We start from the raw sequence: 20,986 nt of genomic DNA, 5'->3' as shown, positions 1-20,986 counted from the left end.
GAGCCTCCCGGGAAGATCCGCGGCCATCGCGGATCGATCAAAGTTACCTACTGTTTCGGAGGCGCGCCGGTATCGGGTGGCGAAAGGTTACAAATCTGAGATGATGCGCGCCCGCATCCGTTGGACGCGGCCCACTACAGCACGTCACCGCGGCCGGTGAGCTTCAGCGACTCCACCACGCCCTTCACGCGCTGCGCGTGCTCCACGGTCGTGACCAGCAGGGCGTCCGGGGTGTCCACGACGACGATGTCCTGCACGCCGACGAGGCTGATCACCCTCGAGGTCTGGCTGACCAGGATGCCGCTGGCCGCGTCGCTGAGCACGCGGGCCTTCGGCCCCAGCACGGCGAGATCGTTCTTGCGGCCGTTCGTGATGAGCTTCGTGAGCGAGGCGAAGTCCCCGACGTCGTCCCAGTCGAAATGACCGGGCACGACCGCGAGGCGTCCGCGGTCGGCGGCGGGCTCCGCGACGGCGTAGTCGATCGCGATCTTCTTCAGCCGCGGCCAGATGCGGTCGACTGCGGGTCCGCGCCGCTCGCGGTCGTCCCACGCCTCGGCGAGTTCGCGCAGACCGTCGTGCAGCTCGGGCTCGTTCAGGGCGAGCTCCTCGAGCAGCACACTCGCCTTCGCGATGAACATGCCCGCGTTCCACAGGTACGTGCGCTCGGCGAGATAGCTCTTCGCTGTCTCGAGATCGGGCTTCTCGACGAACCGTGCCACCAGCGCGGCCTCGCGAGCGCCCTCGACGACCAGCTCGGCGCCGCGCTTGATGTAGCCGAAGCCCACCGCGGGCTCGGTCGGCGAGATGCCGATCGTGCAGATGTAGCCCTCGCGCGCCACCTCGACGGCATCCCGCACGGCGAACTCGAACACCCGCGATCCGCGGATCACGTGATCCGCGCTGAACGATCCGATGATCACGTCCGGGTCCCGCCGGTGCAGGATGGCGGCCGCCAGGCCGATCGCCGCTGCCGACTCGCGGGGCTCGGACTCCAGGAAGACGTTCTCGTCAGGGATGCCGGGCAGCTGCTCCTCGACGGCCGCGCGGTGCGCCCGGCCGGTGACCACGGCGATCCGGTCGGGGCCGGCGAGCGGCTCCAGCCGGTCCCAGGTGTCGCGCAGCAGGGAGTGGCCCGATCCGGTCAGGTCGTGCAGGAACTTCGGGGCGTCCGCACGCGACAGCGGCCACAGCCTGCTGCCGATGCCGCCGGCCGGGATCACCGCGTAGAAGTCCTCGATGGGCTCTCTCATGCCCTTCAGGGTACCGGGACGAAGAAATCTCGATATCAAGATAGTTAGGTCTGCCTTGCTCGCTCCCAGCGAACGAACAGGAATAGGATGGAGGCGATCACGCGTGCCCGCCGTGGCGCGCCCGAGTCACATCGATCAGGATCGATCAGGGAGGACGACCGTGTCCGCAAGCACTCGCTTGACACCGTCGATTTCGGAGACGACATCCAAGACCCCGCGCGGAACCCTCTACCGGGGACGCGAAGGAATGTGGTCCTGGGTGCTTCACCGCATCACCGGAGTCGCCATCTTCTTCTTCCTCCTGGTGCACGTGCTCGACACGTCGCTGATCCGCGTCTCGCCCGAGGCCTACGACGCGGTGATCGGCACCTACAAGAACCCGATCATGGCCGTCGGCGAGGTCGTCCTCGTGGCGGGCATCGTGTTCCACGCCATGAACGGTCTGCGGATCATCCTGATCGACTTCTGGTCGAAGGGCGCCCGCTACCAGCGCCAGATGTTCTGGTGCGTCCTGGGCGTCTGGGTCGTGCTGATGGCCGGGTTCATCCCGCGGCATCTGATGTTCGCGTTCGGAGGGGGCAACTGATGACCGCCACGGCAACCGCTCCGGCCCGCCGCGGGCGCGGCCTCAACGTGGAGAAGTGGGCATGGCTGTTCATGCGCTTCTCCGGCGTCATCCTGATCGTGCTGATCTTCGGGCACCTGTTCGTCAACCTGATGCTCGACGGCGGCATCCACGCGGTCGACTTCGGGTTCGTCGCCGGCAAGTACGCCACGCCGTTCTGGCAGTGGTGGGACGTGCTGATGCTCTGGCTCGCCCTGATCCACGGTGGCAACGGCATGCGCACGATCGTGAACGACTATGTGACGCACGAGGGTGCGCGCAAGGCGCTCGTCTGGGCGATCGGCCTCGCCGCCGCCCTGCTGATCGTGCTGGGCACCCTCGTGGTGTTCACCTTCGACCCCTGCAACGGCGTGCTCGAGGACGGCGCCATGTGGGAGACCTGCCAGGCCGTCGGCAACTGATCAGAGCGTAAGAGATAGGCATACGAGTGACTGCGCAGACCCAGGATTCCGTCGTCCGCGACGGCGTGCACTACCACCAGTTCGACATCGTCATCGTGGGCGCCGGAGGCGCCGGGATGCGGGCGGCCATCGAGGCCGGCCCCGGCGCGAAGACCGCCGTCATCTCCAAGCTGTACCCGACCCGTTCGCACACCGGCGCGGCTCAGGGCGGCATGGCGGCCGCGCTCGCCAACGTCGAGGACGACAACTGGGAGTGGCACACCTACGACACCGTCAAGGGCGGTGACTACCTGGTCGACCAGGACGCGGCCGAGATCCTCGCCAAGGAGGCGATCGACGCCGTCATCGACCTCGAGAACATGGGTCTGCCGTTCAACCGCACCCCCGAGGGCAAGATCGACCAGCGCCGGTTCGGCGGTCACACCCGCGAGCACGGCAAGTCGCCGGTGCGTCGCGCCTGCTACGCCGCGGACCGCACGGGTCACATGATCCTGCAGACGCTGTTCCAGAACTGCGTCAAGCTCGGCATCAACTTCTTCAACGAGTTCTACGTGCTCGACCTCGTCACCGTGAAGGATGCCGACGGCAGCACGCAGATCGCCGGTGTCGTCGCCTACGACCTGGCCACGGGCGAGCTGCACGTCTTCCAGTCCAAGGCCGTGATCTTCGCGACCGGCGGATTCGGCAAGATCTTCAAGACCACGTCGAACGCGCACACCCTCACCGGTGACGGCGTCGGCATCGTGTGGCGCAAGGGCCTGCCGCTGGAGGACCTCGAGTTCTTCCAGTTCCACCCGACCGGCCTCGCCGGTCTCGGCATCCTCCTCACCGAGGGCGCCCGCGGCGAGGGCGCGATCCTGCGCAACGCCTCCGGCGAGCGCTTCATGGAGCGCTACGCCCCCACCATCAAGGACCTCGCCCCGCGCGACATCGTCGCCCGCAGCATGGTGCAGGAGGTCGCGGAGGGCCGCGGCGCCGGTCCGCACAAGGACTACGTGCTGCTGGACTGCACGCACCTGGGCGCCGAGGTGCTCGAGACCAAGCTTCCCGACATCACCGAGTTCGCGCGCACCTACCTGGGCGTCGACCCCGTCGTCGAACCGGTGCCCGTCATGCCGACCGCGCACTACGCCATGGGCGGTATCCCGACCAACAACGACGCCGAGGTGCTGCAGAGCAACACCGAGACCGTCCCCGGCCTGTACGCCGCCGGCGAGTGCGCGTGCGTGTCGGTGCACGGTTCGAACCGTCTGGGCACCAACTCTCTGCTCGACATCAACGTGTTCGGCAAGCGCGCCGGCCGCAACGCGGTCGAGTACGTCAAGACCGCGGAGTTCGTCCCGCTGCCGGATGACGCGGTCGACGGCGTGCGCGACATGATCGAGGGCCTGCGCAACAACGCCGGCACCGAGCGGATCGCCGTGCTGCGCAAGAAGCTGCAGGACGAGATGGACAAGGGTGCACAGGTGTTCCGCACCCACGAGTCGCTGGAGCACGTGCTCGGCGTCATCAAGGAGCTGCGCGAGCGCTACCGGAACGTGCACGTCGACGACAAGGGCCGGCGGTTCAACACCGACCTGCTCGAGGCCGTCGAGCTGGGCTTCCTGCTCGACATCGCCGAGGTGGTCGTCTACGCGGCGCAGAACCGCGAGGAGAGCCGTGGCGGTCACATGCGCGACGACTTCCCGAAGCGCGACGACGAGAACTACCTGAAGCACACGATGGCCTACCTGACCGGCGACCCGCACTCGTCGACTCCTGCCGACCACATCAGGCTGGACTGGAAGCCCGTCGTCTTCACGAAGAACGACAAGGGCGAGTTCAACTACCCGCCGATGGAGAGGAAGTACTGATGTCCGACGCTCTCGTGGCACCTGAGCTCGACGCCGCGGCCGAGGCCGTGGACGCAGCCGCGGACAGCGGCGTGCAGTCGTTCCTCGTCACCTTCATCATCCGTCGCTTCAACCCCGAGACCGATGCCGAGCCGCACTGGGTGGACTACGACGTCGAGCTGTACGCGACCGACCGCGTGCTGGACGCTCTGCACAAGATCAAGTGGGAGGTGGACGGCTCATTGAGCTTCCGCCGCTCCTGCGCGCACGGCATCTGCGGCTCCGACGCGATGCGCATCAACGGACGCAACCGCCTGGCCTGCAAGACGCTGATCAAGGACCTCGACATCTCGAAGCCGATCTACGTCGAGGCGATCAAGGGCCTGCCGCTCGAGAAGGACCTCATCGTCGACATGGAGCCGTTCTTCGCCTCCTACCGCGAGGTGCAGCCGTTCCTGGTCGCGAACTCCACGCCCGAGAAGGGCAAGGAGCGCATCCAGTCCATCGCCGACCGCGCGATCTTCGACGACACCACCAAGTGCATCCTGTGCGCGGCGTGCACCTCGTCGTGCCCGGTGTTCTGGACCGACGGACAGTACTTCGGCCCGGCGGCGATCGTGAACGCGCACCGCTTCATCTTCGACTCGCGCGACGACAACGCCGACGTGCGCCTCGACATCCTCAACGACAAAGAGGGAGTGTGGCGCTGCCGCACCACCTTCAACTGCACCGAGGCGTGCCCCCGCGGCATCGAGGTCACGAAGGCCATCGCCGAGGTCAAGCAGGCGGTGCTGCGCGGCGGACGCTGATCCGCTCGCTACTCTGAGATCGTGACCGACTCGGAGGCCGACAGCACGCCCGCGCCGAGCGCCCGCGCGAAACGCGGCGCTGCGGCGCGCGCGGTCCGCGAGGAACAGCATCTGCGCGCGCGCTGGGAGTCCACCCAGGAGAGTCTGCGAGAGCGGTTCGACGAGCCGATCTCGCGCGCCACGGAGATCACGCAGCGCACGCTGGCGTGGTTCCCCGTCCGGGTGTGGCGCAACTTCCTGCAGCACGAGGGCTTCCTGCTCGCCGCGGGCATCAGTTACCAGACGCTGTTCGCGACGTTCGCGGCTGTGTACGTGGTCTTCGCCCTGGCGGGCCTGTGGCTGGGCAACAGCTCGAATGCGGTCGCGGAACTCGTCGCCGTCATCAACCACTACGTCCCCAACCTGATCAGCGACAACGGCCTCGCCACGGTCGATGACGTCACCCAGATCGCGAACAACTCCACCGGCACGCTGAGCATCACCGGTGCGATCGCCCTCGGCACCCTGATCTGGACGGCGATCGGCGCGATCTCCTTCGCTCGCCGCGCCGTCCGCGGCGTGTTCGGGATCCCCCGGACAAACGCAGCTACTTCCTCCTCAAGTCCCTCGATCTCCTTGCGGCGATCACATTCGGTGCTGGTCTGCTGATCGGCACCGCACTGGGCACCGTCGGAACGGTCTCCCTGGACTTCCTGTTCGGCTTGATCGGCATGAGCAGTTCGTCGTCGCTCTTCAAGCTGGCGGTGTGGCTTCTCACCGTCGCGGTGCTGTACGCGGTGAACACCGCGCTGATGGCGGGGCTGTTCCGGTTCCTGACCGGGACGAAGCTCACCTGGCGACGTATCCTCCCCGGCGCGTTCCTGGGCGCCGCGGCCACGACCGTGCTGCAGCTCGGTTTCGGTCTGTTCCTGGGGTACACCCCGACGAACACTCTGCTGGTCACATTCATCTTCTTCATCGTGCTGCTGCTCTGGTTCCGGCTGATCGGCATCGTGCTGCTGGTCGCCGCTTCCTGGATCGCGGTGGGAGCGCGCGACAACCACGTCGCGCTGATCCCGCAGACCGAGGCCGAGCGGCTCGCGAAGGAGCACCAGGCGCTGCTGCTGGCCGCACAGGTGCGACTGCGCACAGCGGTCGACGAGCGCGCGAGCGCGCCCTGGTTCCGGCGTTGGGCGGCGGACCGTGCGCTGCGCGACGCGCAGGAGGAGCTCACGCAGGTCGAGGCGGCCGCGCCGCCGAAGCCGGCGCCGAAGCGCGGACTGCTCTCCCCGCACCGAAGCGCGACCAGGCCGCCGCCGGAGGGGATGTCGGTCCCCGTCGCTAGGCTGGACGGATGCCACACCTGCGTATCGCCTCCGTCAACGTCAACGGCATCCGCGCCGCCGTCCGCAACGGGATGCACCGCTGGCTGGACGAAGCCGGCATCGACATCCTGACGGTCCAGGAGGTGCGCGCGCAGGACGAGCATGTCGAGGCCGCGTTCCCCGGCTGGTCGATCCTGCACGACGTGGCCACGGCGAAGGGACGTGCGGGCGTCGCGGTCGTGAGCCGGGAGCCCGCTGTCGCCTCGCGCACCGCGCTCGGCGCCGACGACTTCGATTCCGCGGGTCGCTGGCTCGAGGCCGACTTCGTGCTCGGAAGCGTGCCGCTGACGGTCGTGAGCGCCTATGTGCACTCCGGCGAGGCCGACACCCCCAAGCAGATCGAGAAGTGGAAGTTCCTCGATGCGATGGAGCAGCGGATGTCGCAGCTGGGCGCCGACGGCGCACTCGCTCTGGTCACGGGCGACCTGAACGTGGGACACCGCCCCCTCGACATCCTGAACTGGAGGGGCAACGTCAAGAAGTCCGGATTCCTGGCACGCGAGCGGGCCTACTTCGACCGCTTCCTCGGGGTCGCCGGCGAACCCGTGGTCGGCCAGGAGGGCATCGGCCGCGGCATGGTCGGGCAGCTGAGCGACACACGGCCGTATGCGCCGGAGGGTGGCGGCACGGGGCTGGGCTGGGTCGATGTCGGCCGTGCGACGCACGGCGAGGTCGACGGACCGTACACGTGGTGGACCATGCGCGGTCAGGCGTTCGACAACAACGCGGGCTGGCGCATCGACTACCACCTGGCCACGCCGGCGCTCGCCGAGCGCGCCACCGGGTACCACGTCGCCCGCGCGGTGACCTACGCCGAGCGCTGGAGCGACCACGCCCCCGTCGTCGTCGACTACACGTACTGACGCTTCGACCGGCTCAGCGCCCTCGGGACAGCCCCATAGGATTGATAGCGTGACGAAACCCCGCCTCTACTCAGGAATGCAGCCCTCCGCCGACTCCCTCCAGGCCGGCAACTACATCGGGGCGCTCCTGCAGTGGCGCGACATGCAGAGCTCGTACGACGCGTTCTTCTCGGTCGTCGACCTGCACGCGATCACGGTGCCGCAAGACCCTGCCGAACTGCGCGAGAAGACCCGCCGCACCGCGGCGCAGTACATCGCCGCCGGCATCGAGCCGTCGAAGTCCACGCTGTACGTGCAGTCCCACGTGCGCGCGCACGCCGAGCTCGCCTGGATCCTCTCCACCATCACGGGTTTCGGCGAGGCCGGCAGGATGACGCAGTTCAAGGACAAGTCCGCCCGCTTCGGCGCCGACTCCACCTCGGTCGGCCTGTTCACCTACCCGGTGCTGATGGCTGCCGACATCCTGCTCTACCAGAGCGAGCTGGTGCCGGTCGGCGACGACCAGAAGCAGCATGTGGAGCTCACCCGCGACCTCGCGGAGCGGTTCAACAAGCGCTTCGGCACGGCGTTCACGATCCCCCGGGCGGTCATCCAGAAGGACACCGCGCGGATCTACGACCTGCAGAACCCGACCTCGAAGATGTCGAAGTCGGCCGAGAGCGACACCGGTGTGCTGTGGCTGCTGGACGACCCGTCGAAGTCGGCGAAGAAGATCATGCGCGCCGTCACCGATGCGGACGGCTCGGTGCGCTACGACCGTGAGAACAAGCCCGGCGTCTCGAATCTGCTCACGATCTACGCCGCCCTCACCGGCCGCCAGATGGAGTCCATCGAGGACGAGTACGCCGGTCGTGGCTACGGCGACTTCAAGAAGGGTCTCGCCGAGGTCGTGGTGGACGAGTTCGGCCCGGTGCGCGAGCGCGTGCTCGAGCTCCTCTCCGACCCCGCCGGAACTCGACCGCATCCTCGCGGCGAACGCCGCGCGTGCGGATGAGGTGGCGGATGCCACGCTCAGCGATGTGTACGACAAGGTCGGACTGCTCCGACGGGTCTGACAGGATGATCCCGTGACCGATCCCTTCCCGCCGCAGCCGCCCGCCCACCCCGGACCGCACGGCGCTCCACCCGACTATGCTGCTCAGGCCGGCTATACGCCGCCGCCGGGCGCATACGCCGTGCCGGTGGGCGGGTATCAGGCTCCGATCGGCGGCTACGCGCCGCCGCCGCAGGTCGCCAAGGGCTCCTCCGCGCTCGGGGTCGTGTCGCTCGTGCTCGCCCTGATCGCCGTGATCGTGATCCCGATCCTCGGAGGCGTGTTCGGTGCGCAGATCGGCGCCTTGGCTCCCGATGCCTTCCTGAACCCGTCCGGCGGCACGACCGAGCTGTCCGAGCTGTCACCGGCGCGCACGCAGATCCTGTGGACGGAGATCACGTTCTGGGTCGGAACCGCCGTCGGCGTCACCGCGATCGTCACCGGCATCATCGCCGCGGCCAAGCGCCGCGGCCGTGGCATGGGCATCACCGGACTCGTCCTCGCCGTGCTCGGACCGGTGGTGTTCCTCCTGGTCTTCAGCATCGCGGCCGCGTCGGGTGCGGTGGGCGCGACGACGCTCTGATCCTGCTGCGGCTGACCGGAGTCGCTCAGCGCGGGGCGTGATGCTTCTGCTGGGCGGCGACCAGGCCCTCCGAGACGAGCAGCTCGACAGCGTCCGCGGCATCCGAGAGGAAGATCGGCAGCGTCTTGCGCTCTGCGGCGCCGAACGGAGCGAGCACCCAGTCCGCCGGGTCCTGCCGACCGGGCGGGCGGCCGATTCCGGCGCGCACGCGCGGGAAGTCCGGGGTGCCCAGTGCCTTGGCGATGTCGCGGACCCCGTTGTGCCCGCCGTGCCCGCCGCCGGTCTTGAGCTTGAGCGTGTCGAACGGGATGTCGAGTTCGTCGTGCACGACGATCACGTGCTCGGGATCGACCGAGTAGAACTTCGCCAGCCCCGCCGCCGGTCCCCCGGAGACGTTCATGAACGAGTTGAGCTTGGCCAGCACCAGCTTGTCGCCGCCCGGGCGCAGCCAGGTCTCGACGACCCGCGCACCCGCCTTGTGCTCGCGGAACCGCTCATCGCGGCGGGCGGCGAGCTCATCGACGACCATCTGCCCGATATTGTGCCGGGTCGCCTCGTACCGGGGCCCGGGATTGCCGAGCCCGATCACCAGCCAGGTGGATGTCATGTCGTCCTCTCAGCGGACCTCGTCGGGAAGACGCCGGAGGGGACGCAAACCGGTGCTCGCGTCCCCTCCGTCGAATTCGATGCGGATCACTCCGCGGCGGCCTCCTCGGCCGGAGCTGCCTCGGCCTCGGCCGCAGCCTCCGCCTCGTTCTCCTCGGCGACCTCGGCTGCCGGAACGGAGATGCCCACGAGCAGCAGCTCGGGGTCGTCGACCAGCGACGCGCCCTTGGGCAGCGTGACGTCGGCGGCGGTGATGTGCGCGCCCTCCTGCAGGCCCTCGACGCTGACCTCGAGGTGCTGGGGGATGTGGGTGGCCTCGACCTCGAGCTTCAGGGTCGCGACGTCGACGGTCACGATGGTGCCCGAGAACGACTCGCCGGTGACGACGATCGGAACCTCGACGACGACCTTCTCGCCCTTCTTGACGACCAGGAGGTCGATGTGCTCGATGATCTGGTGCACCGGGTCCTTCTGCACGTCCTTGACCAGGGCGAGCTGGCTCTTGCCCTCGATGTCGAGGTCGAGCAGCGCGTTGGCGCGGCGGACGATCAGGGTGACCTGGTGGCCCGGCAGCGCGACGTGCACCGGCTCGGTGCCGTGACCGTAGATGACGGCGGGGATCTTGCCGGCGGCGCGGAGGCGGCGGGCGAAGCCCTTGCCGAAGCTCGAGCGGAGCTCGGCGTGGACCGTGGTGTCTTCGGACATGAGGTTCTCCTTCAAAGCGCGAGGCGGATGCCGCGCGGTGGTCTGGTGGTCGATCTCACGGCGCAGACACGGGAAAGCGAAACCCACCTGGTCGAAGAACCGGGCTCACATCGCCACGTCGATAACGGATGCCGCGCACGCGCAGGACATCCCTCGCCGAGGAACATCTCCATGGTACCCGAAGACCCGATACGCTGGGGACACGGTCTCATCATCCACTCAGAACGGAGCCACGCGCATGGACGCCGCCCTCATCTCCCACGGCATCGCCTGGTTCCTCGGCCTGATGGCCGTCGTCGGCGCTGTGCTCACCGTCGGCGCCCTGTTCTCGATGGGCCGCTCGGGCTACCGCAAGGACTGACGCCGGCAGCGTCTCCGCGATCGCCGCCGCGATCGCACCCGCGTCTGCGCGTGCACCGTCGATCCGCACGCCCGCCTCGTCCGCTGCCAGGGACTCCAGCGTTCCCAGCTGCGAGTCCAGCAGAGACGCCGGCATGAAGTGGTCGGCACGCGCTCGCATCCGCGCCACGAGCGTCCGTCGGTCGATCACCAGTTCGACGAACCGCGCGTCCGGCGCCTCCGCACGGATCACGTCGCGGTAGCGACGGGTCAGGGCGGAGCAGGCCAGCACCAGCGGTGCCTGCTGCTGCAGCGTGCGCCCGACCCGCTGCAGCCAGGGCATCCGATCGTCGTCGTCCAGGGGGATCCCCCGCGACATCTTCGCGATGTTGCGAGCCGGATGCAGGTCGTCCGCATCGATGAACGGCGTTCCGAGCCGTTCCGCCAGAAGCGCGCCCACCGTGGACTTCCCGGAGCCGCTCGGGCCCATCACCACGATCCGCATCAGACTGCGGCGCCGAAGGTGAGCAGCACCTTGCTCGAGCGGGACGCGTCCGCTGGCCGTCCCGAACGCCTCGAGAGCCTCGGCGATGCCGAACTCGTGCGTGACGATTCCGGACACGTCGAGCGTCCCGTCCGCCAGCGCGGCGATCACGTCGTCGAACTCGTCGGCGAAACGGAACGAACCCAGCAGGGTGAGTTCCCGGGTGATCGCCGTCGCCATGGGCGCCGCGACCGCACCGGATCGCTGCAGTCCGAGCAGCACGACGGTGCCGCCGCGGGCGGCCGCCGAGATCGCCGCGGCGAGCCCCGCCTCTGTGCCGCTGGACTCGACCACGACGTCGGCGTGCAATGCTGCTATCGCGTCGCCGTCACGGGCGTCGAGCGCTTCGGCGCCGTGCCCCGCCGCGATCTCACGGGGCAGCCGATGAAGGTCGGTGGCGGTGATCCGGGCGGCGCCGGCGGCCCGCGCCGCGGCCACGACCAGCAGCCCGATCGGACCGGAGCCGATCACGGCGACATGCCTGCCACGCACGTCACCCGCGCGGTGCAGCCCGTGCCAGGCGACGGCCGCCGGCTCGGCCAGTGCCGCCGTGCGCAGGTCGAGTCCCGGGGGCAGCGTGTGCAGCATCCGGGTGGGCAGTGCAACGCGGCGCGCGAACGCGCCCTGGGTGTGCGGCAGATGCATCGCGGAGCCGAGGTACGTGGACGCGGGCGCGAGATTCGGGCGGTCCTTCGGCCACGGGGTCGCCCCATCTCCCCGCGGAGTGAGCGGATGGGGCGCGACCCGCGCTCCCACGGCGGGCCCGCTGCCGTCGGCGGCGGCCTCGACGACCGTGCCGGACGCCTCGTGCCCCAGGATCATCGGCTCGCGAAGCACAGATGCGCCGGCAGCCCCATGCTGCCAGTAGTGCAGGTCCGACCCGCAGATGCCCCCGTAGGCGATCTCGACGATCGCCTCGTCGGGCGCCGGCGCCGGCGTTCCTCGATCCTCGACGCGCAGATCCTGGGCGGCGTGCGCCACGACTGCCGGATTGTCCACGATGAACCTCTTTCGTTGTCGCCTGCGGCTCAGGTCGTCGGCGTGACGAGAACGGCCTGTCCGACGCGTACCGTCATGGTCTCCCCCGGTCGCACCGGCGCCTGTGAGAACGGTGCACCCGTCATGACGACGTCGCCGGGGTGCAGAACGGACCAGGAGGCGACGTACGCCAGGCAGTCGCGGATGGAGGACGGCAGCGCGGACGCGGCAGTGACGATCGTCTGCGCATCGCCGACCGTCAGCTCCAGGCCGATGTCGTCCAGATCGGCTTCCGTGTCGATCCACGGCCCGAGCGGCGTATAGCCCTCGCCGGACTTGGACTCGAAGTTGCGCGGGTCCAGCACCGTGCGCTCGGGGCTGGACAGGTCGTTGACCGCAGTGGCTCCGAGCACGTACTCATGCGCGTTCTGCGCGGTCAGCCCGTCCGTGCTCCGTCCGATCACCACGGCGATCTCGCCTTCGGCCACCGTCTCGCCGGCATCCCGCCGCAGCCGCACGGCGGCACCGTGCGGCACGACGGTGTGCGGGCTCTTCAGCCAGGCCTGCACAGGCGCAGGATGCTCGACACCGTTCTGCGCGATGCCGATCACGACCCGCGGCTCGCACGGCGCGAGGATCTCACCCGTGACCGGGAAGCCCGCGTCCCCCGGCATCCGGCCGTCGGCGAACGCCGCGAACGGATCATCGACCGGGACCAGCCGTTCGCCGTCCACGCGCACGTAGCTCGCGCCGGCGGCGGTGAGCACTCGTCCGATCAGCATCAGACCACCGCCGTCATTCCGCCGTCCACGTACAGCGTCTGGCCGTTCACGAAGTCGCTCGCCGAACTCGCCAGGAAGACCGCCGCGCCGATGAGGTCCTTCGTGTCGCCCCAGCGGCCTGCGGGCGTGCGGCCGCGCACCCAGGCTGAGAACTGCTCGTCCTCGACGAGAGCGCTCGTCAGCTCGGTGGCGAAGTAGCCCGGGGCGACGACGTTCGCTTGGATGCCGTGCGGACCGAGATCGGCGCACAGGCCCTTCGTGAGCATCACGACGGCGCCCTTGGTCGCGGAGTACGCCGCGATCGACGGACGGGCGAGCTGCGACTGCACCGAGCCGATCTGGATGAGCTTCCCCGACCCCTGCTCGATCATGCCGCGCGAGACACGGCGGGACAGGGTGAAGACGGCACCGAGGTTGGTGCGGATCAGGTCGTCCCAGTCGGCGTCGGAGAACTCCGGCAGCGGCGCGCGGCGCTGGATGCCGGCGTTGTTGACCAGCACGTCCAGGCCGCCGATCGCATCCTCGATGCGACCGATCCCCGCATCCACCGCAGCGGGATCCGTGATGTCGAACGCGGCCGAGTGCGTCTGTCCTCCGGTGGTCCGAGCGATCTCGTCGGCGACCGCCACGGCCGCGCCGGCATCCCGCCCGTGCACGACGACCGTCGCGCCGGCATCGGCCAGCCCTTCGGCGAGGACCCGCCCGATCCCGCGTGTGGACCCGGTGACCAGGGTGCGCCGACCTGTGAGGTCGAAGGCGCGCAGTCCGGACGGCAGATTCATGTCTTCCTCCCTCATCGCGTGATCGAGGTCACCGCGACGGTGGTCGCGTCGACGCCCTCGCCGGACTCGTTGCGCGAGACCTTCACGGCATCGTCGATGCGGGTCAGGTCGCGGCGCAGCGTCTCCGGGGCGAGGAACGTGGACGTCGTCGTGATCAGTGCGAGCACGGTCATGTAGGTGGCCAGCAGGATCCAGTTGTTGCCGCTCACCGCGAGCAGGTAGGCGCCGAGCACCCCGGCGAGGCCGCCGGCCAGCACCGCGGACAGTTCGCGCGCCATGGCGACACCGAGGTAGCGGTGCCGGTTGCCGAACAGCTCCGGCAGCATCGCGCACTGCGGGCCGAGCATGGAGTTCACCGCGACGCCGATGCCGATCGCGATCACGACGATCGCGAGGACGTGATTGCCGAGCGACAGCATCCACCAGGCGGGGAAAGCGTAGAGCAGCATGAACACGGCGCCGAAGCGGTACACCGCGCGGCGGCCGAACCGGTCGGAGAGGTGACCGGTGAACGGCACGCTGAACACGCCGATCAGCGAGCCGACGGTGACGCCCCAGGTGAGCAGGCTGCGGTCGGCCGAGTCGCCCACCACGGCGACGAAGAAGGCCAGGCCCAGAGTCTGGAACATGTACGAGCCGCCGTTCTCGGCCATCCGCAGTCCGATGCCGACGATCACGCCGGGAAGACCGTGCCCGAAGATCTCACGCAGCGGCCGGTCGGCGATCTGATCGTGCTTCTCCAGCTCGATGAACGTGGGCGTCTCGCGCAGCCGCATCCGGATGAACAGGGCCAGCAGGATCAGCACGAAGGACGCCAGGAACGGCACCCGCCAGCCCCACGAGAGCAGCTGGTCCTGCGGCAGCAGCGAGATGCCGGCGAACACGATCGCGGCGAGGGCGGTGCCCGCCTGGATGCCGATGAACGGCAGCGCGGAGAAGAAGCCGCGCCGGCGCACCGGCGAGTACTCGGCCATCAGCACCGTGGCGCCCGCCTGCTCCGCACCGGCCCCGAAGCCCTGCAGCAGGCGCATGATCACCAGCAGGATCGGTGCCCAGATGCCGACGACCGCGTAGGTCGGCAGCAGGCCGATCGCGGTGGATGCGCCGCCCATCAGCACGATCGTGGTCACGAGCACCCACTTGCGGCCGAGCCTGTCGCCGAGCATTCCGAAGAACAGTCCGCCGAGCGGGCGGGCCAGGAACCCGACGCCGAAGGTCGCGAACGCCGCCACCGTCGCCATGCCCTTGTCCTCCTGCGGGAAGAACAGCACGTTGAAGATCAGCGCGGTGGACAGTCCGTACAGCGCGAAGTCGAAGTACTCCAGGGCGCTGCCGATACTCGACGCGAGCGTCGCGCGGCGCAGGTTGGCCGCGTACTCGGGATCGTCGCGGATGACGTCCTGATCGGCTCCGCTTGCGTTCATGCCATCTCCTTCGATCGGCTCTGCATTCAGCACACCATACCAACCCTTTGAATCAAGTTCAACCCTTTGAACGCTGACGCCAGGCAGTGTCAAATGCGGCGCGCTCGAGAAGAGGCGACCCGTCGCCTGACGGATCGCCTCGAAGTGCTGGTGCAGCAGTCTCAGCCGCGGGTGGCGCGGGCACCGCGGGTGGCGGCGCTGAACGGGTTCGTCAGCGCCGCGGCGGCATCGATGAGTGCCGCGCCGACCCGCTCGATCCTGGCGAACCCGGCCGCCGCGACGGGGATCGCCGCGCCCAGGGCGAGCGGCGGATCCGACGGCGCCCAGCCCGGCAGCGGCACCGCGACCCCGACCACGCCGCCGAACGACCCCTCCTCGTCGAGCGCCCAACCGCGCTCCCGAGCGGTCTGCAGCACCGCGAGCAGCTCCGGCAGCGAACGGATGCTGTGCTCGGTGATCTCCGGGAACCCGGGCGCATCGCCCAGCATCCGCTCGACCTCCGCGTCGGACATGGTCATCAGCAGCGCACGACCGGCGGCGGACAGCGCGGCCGGAAGGCGCGAGCCGAGCGGAGTGCCCAGTCTCAGCGACCTGGAGCCCTCGTGACGCGCCAGATAGAGAGCATCCGTGCCGTCCAGCATCGCGACCTGCACGAGCTCGGATCGCAGCACCGGAGACGAGTCGCAGACGTCGTAGAACTCGCGCACCTGGTTGAACTGGGCGGCGAAGGCACCGCCCAGCTCGGCGGTGCGCTTGCCCAGCCGATAGCCGAGCGGCGTGCGGTCGATCATCCCGCCCGCCTCGAGCGCGAGGCACAGGTTCGTCGTCGACGACTTCGCCAGTCCGAGTCCGGCGGCGAGCTCCGTGAGCGTGCGCGGGTCCTCCGCCTCGGCGAGAAGACCCAGCAGGCGGATGGCACGCGTCACCGCCGGTGCGGGATCACGACCGTCGCGGGTCTCGGCTTCGTCGGTCATGCGTTCCTCCCCTGCCGCGGCTCGGCGCCGCCGGACTCCGGACCCGATCAGTAGAACTCGACAGTATCGACTTCCGCCTGCAGCGGCCGGCCGTCGAGAAGGCGCGTCGCCTCGGCGGCGAAGCGCCGGGCGATGCGCTCCTCCTCCTTCGAGCTGAGGGCCGCGGTGTGCGGGCTCACCAGCACGCGCGGATGCTGCCACAGCGGCGACTCCGCGGGCAGCGGTTCCACCTCGAAGACGTCCATCGCGGCGAAGGCGATGCGTCCGGCGTCGAGCGCCTCCAGCAGGGCGCTCTCATCGATGACGGTGCCCCGCCCGACGCTCGCGAGGATCGTACCGGGCCGCACGGCGGCCAGCACCTCCGCGCCGATCAGGTGATGCGTCTGATCCGTGCCCGGCAGCGTGACGACGATCGCATCCGCCTCGGCGGCCGCGACGACGAGATCGTCCAGCGACACGAGCCGGTCGACGCCGGGCACCGGCGCCCCCGATCTGCTGGTGCCCCACACCGTGGCGCCGAGCGCATGGAAGCGCCGGGCGCACTCCCTGCCGATGCCGCCGAGACCGACCACGAGCACGGTCATCTCATCGAGCTGACGCATCTCCCAGCGCGGACTCCAGCGATCGCCGCGCTGATCCTCCTGCAGCCGGGGCAGATCCTTCGCCCCGGCGAGCACCCCGAGCACCGCGAACTCCGCGAGCGGCCCGCCGTGCACGCCGGCGCTGGTGCTGAACACCACGCGGTCCAGCTCCTCGCGATCGAGTCCGGCCGCCTTCACCTGGGACCCGCCACCCGCGGCGGTGGTCATCACCCAGCGCAGGCCCGGATTGGCGCGCACCGTGCGCGCGAGCGCCGCCGGATCCACATCGGGGATGCCGAAGAGAGCGTCGGCGGAGTCGATGAGATCATCGAACGCGCGCTGCTGCTCTGCGGAGCGGGTGAAGGCGGGGTCGCCCGACCAGTCGGCCGGACCGCGCATCGGCCTGACCAGCTCCGTCGCCAGGACCATGCGCACCCTCGGCTCGAGCCTCTCGATCAGGTCCGCGAGATCCGGTCGCAGCGGAACGGGTGCCACCACCCGCAGCGATCCCGCGTTCGCCTGGTGCTGTTGCTCGGTCGTCATCGCGCCTCCTGTCGATCGCCGCGGCCGCCCGCCCCGGGCGAGGCCGCTCACGGCTCGGCACTCATTCTCCCATAGATTCAGTCTGTTGCATACTGTTCAACCTGCTGAATTGTCGATATGCTGAGGCGCATGACAGTCACGACACACCGGCTCGGCGTGATCGGCCTCGGCGCGATGGGGCACCCGATGTCCGCGCGCCTCCTCGCCGACCGCGGACATCTCGTCATCACCTCGCGCCGGGAACAGCCCGAGCTGACCTCCGCAGGGGCCGAGCTCGTCGGCACCCCGCGCGAACTCGCCGAGCGCGTCGACGCCGTACTCACGATGCTGCCCGATCTGCCCGAACTCGAGGCCCTGATCGACGGACCCGACGGCCTGCTCGCCGGCGCAGGCGACCTGCTGATCATGATCGGCTCCACGTCGTCGGCCCCCGGCGTGCGCGATCTCGCCGACCGGCTGCACACCCGTACGGACGGTCGCGTCCGCGTCGTGGACTGCCCCGTCTCCGGCGGGGTCGACGGCGCCACCGCCGGCACACTGTCGATCATGCTCGGCGGGTCCGACGACGACGCGGCGCGCGCCGCAGAGCTGCTCGCGCCGTGCGGCACTCCGGTGCACCTCGGGCCGCTCGGCGCCGGCGAGGTCGCGAAGGCCTGCAACCAGCTGGTCGTCTCCGCCACGATCCTCGCGCTCTCGGAGGCGACCGTGCTCGCCGACCGCTCGGGCCTCGACCTGGAGGCGATGTGGACTCTGCTCGGCGGCGGCTACGCGGGCTCGAATCTGCTGCGCAGCCGCAAGGAGAAGCTGGTCACCGGTGACGACTCCCCCAGCGGCATCGCCCGGTACATGGTGAAGGACCTCGGGTTCGCGCACGACATCGCGGAATCGACGGGGACCGCCGCCGTGCTGCTTCCCGCCCTCCGCGCCGCGTTCGACGAACTCGTCGCATCGGGTTGGGGCGAGCGCGACATCAGCGTCGCCCGGCGCTTCATCGCCGAACGCGACACACGAACCGCCTGAGCGGGCGACAGCGATACTCTGGAAACCGTCTGTCCGATCAAGGAGCACACAGTGTCTAATGCCGCAACCGAGCCCGAAGCCGCAGCCAACATCGGAGTCGTCGGACTCGCCGTGATGGGCTCGAACCTGGCCCGCAACCTCGCCAGTCGTGAGGGCAACACGGTGGCGGTGCTGAACCGCTCCCGCACGAAGACGGACGAGCTCGTCGCCGCGCACCCCGGGGCCGGGTTCATCCCCGCGTTCTCGTACGAGGAGTTCGCCGCCAGCCTGCAGACACCGCGCACGGCCATCATCATGGTCAAGGCCGGCGGTCCGACCGACGCCGTCATCGACGAGCTGGTGCGGGTCTTCGAGCCGGGCGACATCATCGTCGACGGCGGCAACGCGTACTTCCCCGACACGATCCGTCGCGAGAAGGCGGTCCATGAGACGGGCATCAACTACGTCGGCGCCGGGATCTCCGGTGGCGAGGAGGGCGCGCTGCTCGGCCCGTCCATCATGCCGGGCGGGTCGGACGAGTCGTGGGTCACGCTGGGACCGATCCTGCGCTCCATCGCGGCGGTCGCCGAGGGCGAGCCGTGCGTCACCCACATCGGCCACGACGGCGCCGGTCACTTCGTGAAGATGGTGCACAACGGCATCGAGTACGCCGACATGCAGCTGATCGCCGAGGCCTACGATCTGATCCGCCGCGGCACGGGCAAGTCCCCCGCCGAGATCGCCGAGATCTTCGCGGAGTGGAACGGCGGCGAGCTGGAGTCGTATCTGATCGAGATCACCGCCGAGGTGCTCCGCCAGACCGACGCCGCCACCGGGCAGCCGCTCGTCGATGTCATCGTCGATCAGGCAGGGGCCAAGGGCACCGGCGCCTGGACAGTGCAGACCGCCCTCGCTCTGGGCACCCCGGTCTCCGGCATCGCCGAGGCCACGTTCGCCCGCTCGCTCTCGAGCCACCCCGAGCAGCGTGCCGTCGCTGCCGCTCTGCCCGGTCCCGACGCCGTTCGACAGGGACCCACCTACCAGGGCGAGGACGTCGACGCGTTCATCGAGGACGTGCGGCTGGCACTGTACGCGTCGAAGATCGTCGCCTACTCGCAGGGCTTCGACGAGATCCGTGCCGGCGCCGCCGAGTACGACTGGCAGATCGACCTCGGCGCCGTGTCGAAGATCTGGCGCGGCGGATGCATCATCCGCGCCCAGTTCCTGAACCGCATCGCCGACGCCTACGCCCAGGACCCGGAGCTGCCGGTGCTGATGGCCGCACCGTACTTCGCCGAGGCGCTGACCCGCGGCCAGGCGGCCTGGCGCCGCGTCGTCATCGCCGCGGCCACCGCCGGCATCCCGGCCCCGGCGTTCTCGTCGTCGCTGTCGTACTACGACGGCATCCGCGCCGACCGGCTGCCCGCCGCGCTGGTGCAGGGCCAGCGCGACTTCTTCGGAGCACACACCTACAAGCGCATCGACAAGCCGGGCACCTTCCACACGCTGTGGTCGGGCGACCGCACCGAGATCGAGGCCGAGGACACGCACTGATCCCCGCGCCCTGAGTTCGGGGCCGGATGCCGCCGGCATCCGGCCCCGTTCCGCTTCTCAGACGATGTTGTGATTGCGCCGGAACACGTTCTGCGGATCCCATTCCGCCTTCACCGCACGCAACCGCTCGTAAGCCGCGCCGGTGAACATTCCCGGCACCGCCTCGGGGCGCTCGGTGTCGGCGAAGTTCCCGTACTCCGCGAGACGCCCGGCCTCGATGCGCGACCAGTCGGCGGCGATCGCCGCTCGCGCGCCGTCGTCGACGAGGCCGGGGATGTCGAATCCGCCGGCCATCACGAACCACGTCGCGTCCCGCGCGGGGAAGGCCGTGCTCTCCTGGGGCACTTCGCCGAAGGCTCCTCCGAGCGAGCGCAGGAACACGACGGAGGCCGGATGGTCGGCGCGGAACGCGATCAGGCGAGCAATCAGATCGTCGTCGAGTTCGGCGAACAGCCCGTTCCCTCCGATGAAGCCGGGCGGCTGCTGATCGGGGTCGTCGGGCTGCGGCATCTCCATCAGGATGTCGCGGTACGCCGGCGTCGTGATCGCCGTCTCCACGCCGTCGAGGGCACCGATGGGTGCGAGCACCTCACGCAGCGCGTCCTCCTCCGCTCCGGCCCAGACCGCGATCAACCGGGCACCGGCCGGTGCGCTCGGATCCATAGGCGGGACGTCCATGTAGGTCACGGTCAGTTCGCGGGGCGCGTCGCGCAGCGCCTCGCGCGTCGCGCGGAGCAGCGCCGCGGCGTCGGTGTCTCCGGAGTACTCGGCGTGCACGATCGCGGGCAGCGGATGCGCGGCGAAGTCGAATCGCGTGACGACGCCGAAGTTGCCGCCACCACCGCGCAGTCCCCAGAACAGCCCCGAATGCCGCGTCGCCGAGGTCTCGACCACTTCGCCGGACGCCGTCACCACCTGCGCGCCGACGAGCTGGTCGACGGCGAGCCCCCAGAGCCGCGTCATCCATCCGATGCCGCCGCCCAGTGTGAGGCCGCCGACCCCGACGGATGCGGTGTCGCCGGAGCTGATCGCCAGTCCGTGGTCGGCCAGACGGGCGGCGACCGCTCCCCAGGTCGCGCCGCCGCCCACGCGCACGGTCGTGCCGTCGATGTCGATGCCGGCGATCGCCGACAGTTCGATGCGCATCCCCTCGTCGGGGTTGCGCGACCACGGTCCGTGCCCGCCTGCCACGACCGTGATCCCCAGTCCTTCCCTCCGAGCCCGGCCGACCGCCTCGACGACGTCGTCGACGGATCGTGCTCTGATGATCAGCTGTTCTGTCATCTCTCCGACGATAGGCGGCGCCTCCGACATCCGGAACAGGACGACCGCGCTCGCGGACGCTCGGTCGGATGATCCGGACGATCGGTCTGCTCACAGCCGCCCCATAGCGGAACCTATGGATTCTCGATGAC

Annotated in this window: 20 protein-coding genes and 1 pseudogene; 11 read left to right on the top strand and 10 right to left on the bottom strand. The window is 69.5% G+C overall.

Translation table 11 applies throughout. The features are described from left to right. Window positions 1-134 precede the first annotated feature (134 nt). The gene (locus L2X99_RS02595; protein ID WP_236125193.1) at window positions 135-1,250 is read right to left on the bottom strand and encodes a mannose-1-phosphate guanylyltransferase; all 1,116 of its coding nucleotides are present in this window, start codon (window positions 1,248-1,250) and stop codon (window positions 135-137) included. 160 nt (window positions 1,251-1,410) lie between these two features. Between L2X99_RS02595 and sdhC the strand changes: the two genes are divergently transcribed. The 9 genes and pseudogenes from sdhC (at window position 1,411) to L2X99_RS02550 (ending at window position 8,760) form a co-directional block, all read left to right on the top strand. Then, window positions 1,411-1,836: a succinate dehydrogenase, cytochrome b556 subunit gene (gene sdhC, locus L2X99_RS02590; RefSeq protein WP_236125194.1), complete on the top strand. Its 426-nt coding sequence runs from the start codon at window positions 1,411-1,413 to the stop codon at window positions 1,834-1,836. Beyond that, window positions 1,836-2,276, top strand: a complete 441-nt coding sequence (locus L2X99_RS02585) for a succinate dehydrogenase hydrophobic membrane anchor subunit (protein ID WP_236125195.1) — start codon at window positions 1,836-1,838, stop codon at window positions 2,274-2,276. The genes sdhC and L2X99_RS02585 overlap by 1 nt, the downstream gene beginning before the upstream one ends. A gap of 26 nt (window positions 2,277-2,302) precedes the next feature. After that, complete coding sequence (gene sdhA, locus L2X99_RS02580) at window positions 2,303-4,129, top strand: succinate dehydrogenase flavoprotein subunit (RefSeq protein WP_236125196.1); 1,827 nt, start codon at window positions 2,303-2,305, stop codon at window positions 4,127-4,129. Then, window positions 4,129-4,917: a succinate dehydrogenase iron-sulfur subunit gene (locus L2X99_RS02575; protein ID WP_236125197.1), complete on the top strand. Its 789-nt coding sequence runs from the start codon at window positions 4,129-4,131 to the stop codon at window positions 4,915-4,917. Before sdhA ends, L2X99_RS02575 begins: the two co-directional genes overlap by 1 nt. A gap of 21 nt (window positions 4,918-4,938) precedes the next feature. Then, the gene (locus L2X99_RS02570; protein ID WP_236135597.1) at window positions 4,939-5,565 is read left to right on the top strand and encodes a YihY/virulence factor BrkB family protein; all 627 of its coding nucleotides are present in this window, start codon (window positions 4,939-4,941) and stop codon (window positions 5,563-5,565) included. Continuing rightward, window positions 5,541-6,353 (top strand): YihY/virulence factor BrkB family protein, encoded by an 813-nt coding sequence (locus tag L2X99_RS02565; RefSeq protein ID WP_236135895.1) that lies wholly within the window; start codon window positions 5,541-5,543, stop codon window positions 6,351-6,353. The genes L2X99_RS02570 and L2X99_RS02565 overlap by 25 nt, the downstream gene beginning before the upstream one ends. After that, window positions 6,251-7,144, top strand: a complete 894-nt coding sequence (locus L2X99_RS02560) for an exodeoxyribonuclease III (RefSeq protein WP_236125198.1) — start codon at window positions 6,251-6,253, stop codon at window positions 7,142-7,144. Before L2X99_RS02565 ends, L2X99_RS02560 begins: the two co-directional genes overlap by 103 nt. A gap of 76 nt (window positions 7,145-7,220) precedes the next feature. Then, a pseudogene (gene trpS, locus L2X99_RS02555) lies at window positions 7,221-8,199 on the top strand (tryptophan--tRNA ligase). Window positions 8,200-8,211: 12 nt separating this feature from the next. After that, complete coding sequence (locus tag L2X99_RS02550; RefSeq protein ID WP_236125199.1) at window positions 8,212-8,760, top strand: hypothetical protein; 549 nt, start codon at window positions 8,212-8,214, stop codon at window positions 8,758-8,760. Between the two features lie 25 nt (window positions 8,761-8,785). Here L2X99_RS02550 and pth read toward each other — a convergent pair whose 3' ends face one another. The 8 genes from pth to L2X99_RS02505 form a co-directional block, all read right to left on the bottom strand. Then, window positions 8,786-9,367 (bottom strand): aminoacyl-tRNA hydrolase, encoded by a 582-nt coding sequence (gene pth / locus L2X99_RS02545; RefSeq protein WP_236125200.1) that lies wholly within the window; start codon window positions 9,365-9,367, stop codon window positions 8,786-8,788. Between the two features lie 86 nt (window positions 9,368-9,453). Beyond that, window positions 9,454-10,071, bottom strand: coding sequence for a 50S ribosomal protein L25/general stress protein Ctc (locus tag L2X99_RS02540; RefSeq protein ID WP_236125201.1), 618 nt, complete (start codon window positions 10,069-10,071; stop codon window positions 9,454-9,456). Between the two features lie 211 nt (window positions 10,072-10,282). Next, window positions 10,283-11,953 carry a gluconokinase, GntK/IdnK-type gene (locus L2X99_RS18105; RefSeq protein WP_329608122.1) on the bottom strand — a complete coding sequence of 557 codons (1,671 nt, stop codon included), beginning with the start codon at window positions 11,951-11,953 and terminating at the stop codon, window positions 10,283-10,285. 29 nt (window positions 11,954-11,982) lie between these two features. Next, window positions 11,983-12,714 carry a fumarylacetoacetate hydrolase family protein gene (locus tag L2X99_RS02525; protein WP_236125204.1) on the bottom strand — a complete coding sequence of 244 codons (732 nt, stop codon included), beginning with the start codon at window positions 12,712-12,714 and terminating at the stop codon, window positions 11,983-11,985. Further along, complete coding sequence (locus L2X99_RS02520; protein WP_236125205.1) at window positions 12,714-13,496, bottom strand: SDR family oxidoreductase; 783 nt, start codon at window positions 13,494-13,496, stop codon at window positions 12,714-12,716. Before L2X99_RS02520 ends, L2X99_RS02525 begins: the two co-directional genes overlap by 1 nt. Window positions 13,497-13,507: 11 nt before the next feature. Then, complete coding sequence (locus L2X99_RS02515) at window positions 13,508-14,920, bottom strand: MFS transporter (protein ID WP_236125206.1); 1,413 nt, start codon at window positions 14,918-14,920, stop codon at window positions 13,508-13,510. Between the two features lie 161 nt (window positions 14,921-15,081). Continuing rightward, window positions 15,082-15,894, bottom strand: coding sequence for an IclR family transcriptional regulator (locus L2X99_RS02510; RefSeq protein WP_236135595.1), 813 nt, complete (start codon window positions 15,892-15,894; stop codon window positions 15,082-15,084). 47 nt (window positions 15,895-15,941) lie between these two features. Continuing rightward, a complete protein-coding gene (locus L2X99_RS02505; protein WP_236125208.1) occupies window positions 15,942-17,018 on the bottom strand; it encodes a D-2-hydroxyacid dehydrogenase in 1,077 nt (358 codons plus the stop codon). A gap of 129 nt (window positions 17,019-17,147) precedes the next feature. Between L2X99_RS02505 and L2X99_RS02500 the strand changes: the two genes are divergently transcribed. Together L2X99_RS02500 and gndA are read left to right on the top strand one after the other, a co-directional pair. Further along, window positions 17,148-18,038 carry an NAD(P)-dependent oxidoreductase gene (locus L2X99_RS02500; protein WP_236125209.1) on the top strand — a complete coding sequence of 297 codons (891 nt, stop codon included), beginning with the start codon at window positions 17,148-17,150 and terminating at the stop codon, window positions 18,036-18,038. 51 nt (window positions 18,039-18,089) lie between these two features. Beyond that, window positions 18,090-19,571: an NADP-dependent phosphogluconate dehydrogenase gene (gene gndA, locus L2X99_RS02495; RefSeq protein WP_268928541.1), complete on the top strand. Its 1,482-nt coding sequence runs from the start codon at window positions 18,090-18,092 to the stop codon at window positions 19,569-19,571. Window positions 19,572-19,628: 57 nt separating this feature from the next. Here the strand turns inward: gndA and L2X99_RS02490 are convergent, their stop codons facing one another. Next, window positions 19,629-20,855 carry an FAD-binding oxidoreductase gene (locus L2X99_RS02490; protein WP_236125210.1) on the bottom strand — a complete coding sequence of 409 codons (1,227 nt, stop codon included), beginning with the start codon at window positions 20,853-20,855 and terminating at the stop codon, window positions 19,629-19,631. Window positions 20,856-20,986: the final 131 nt, after the last annotated feature.

Origin of the sequence: Microbacterium sp. KUDC0406 (assembly GCF_021582875.1) — a bacterium.
Taxonomy (GTDB): Bacteria; Actinomycetota; Actinomycetes; order Actinomycetales; family Microbacteriaceae; genus Microbacterium.
This window is presented reverse-complemented; position numbering and strand designations above follow the sequence as displayed.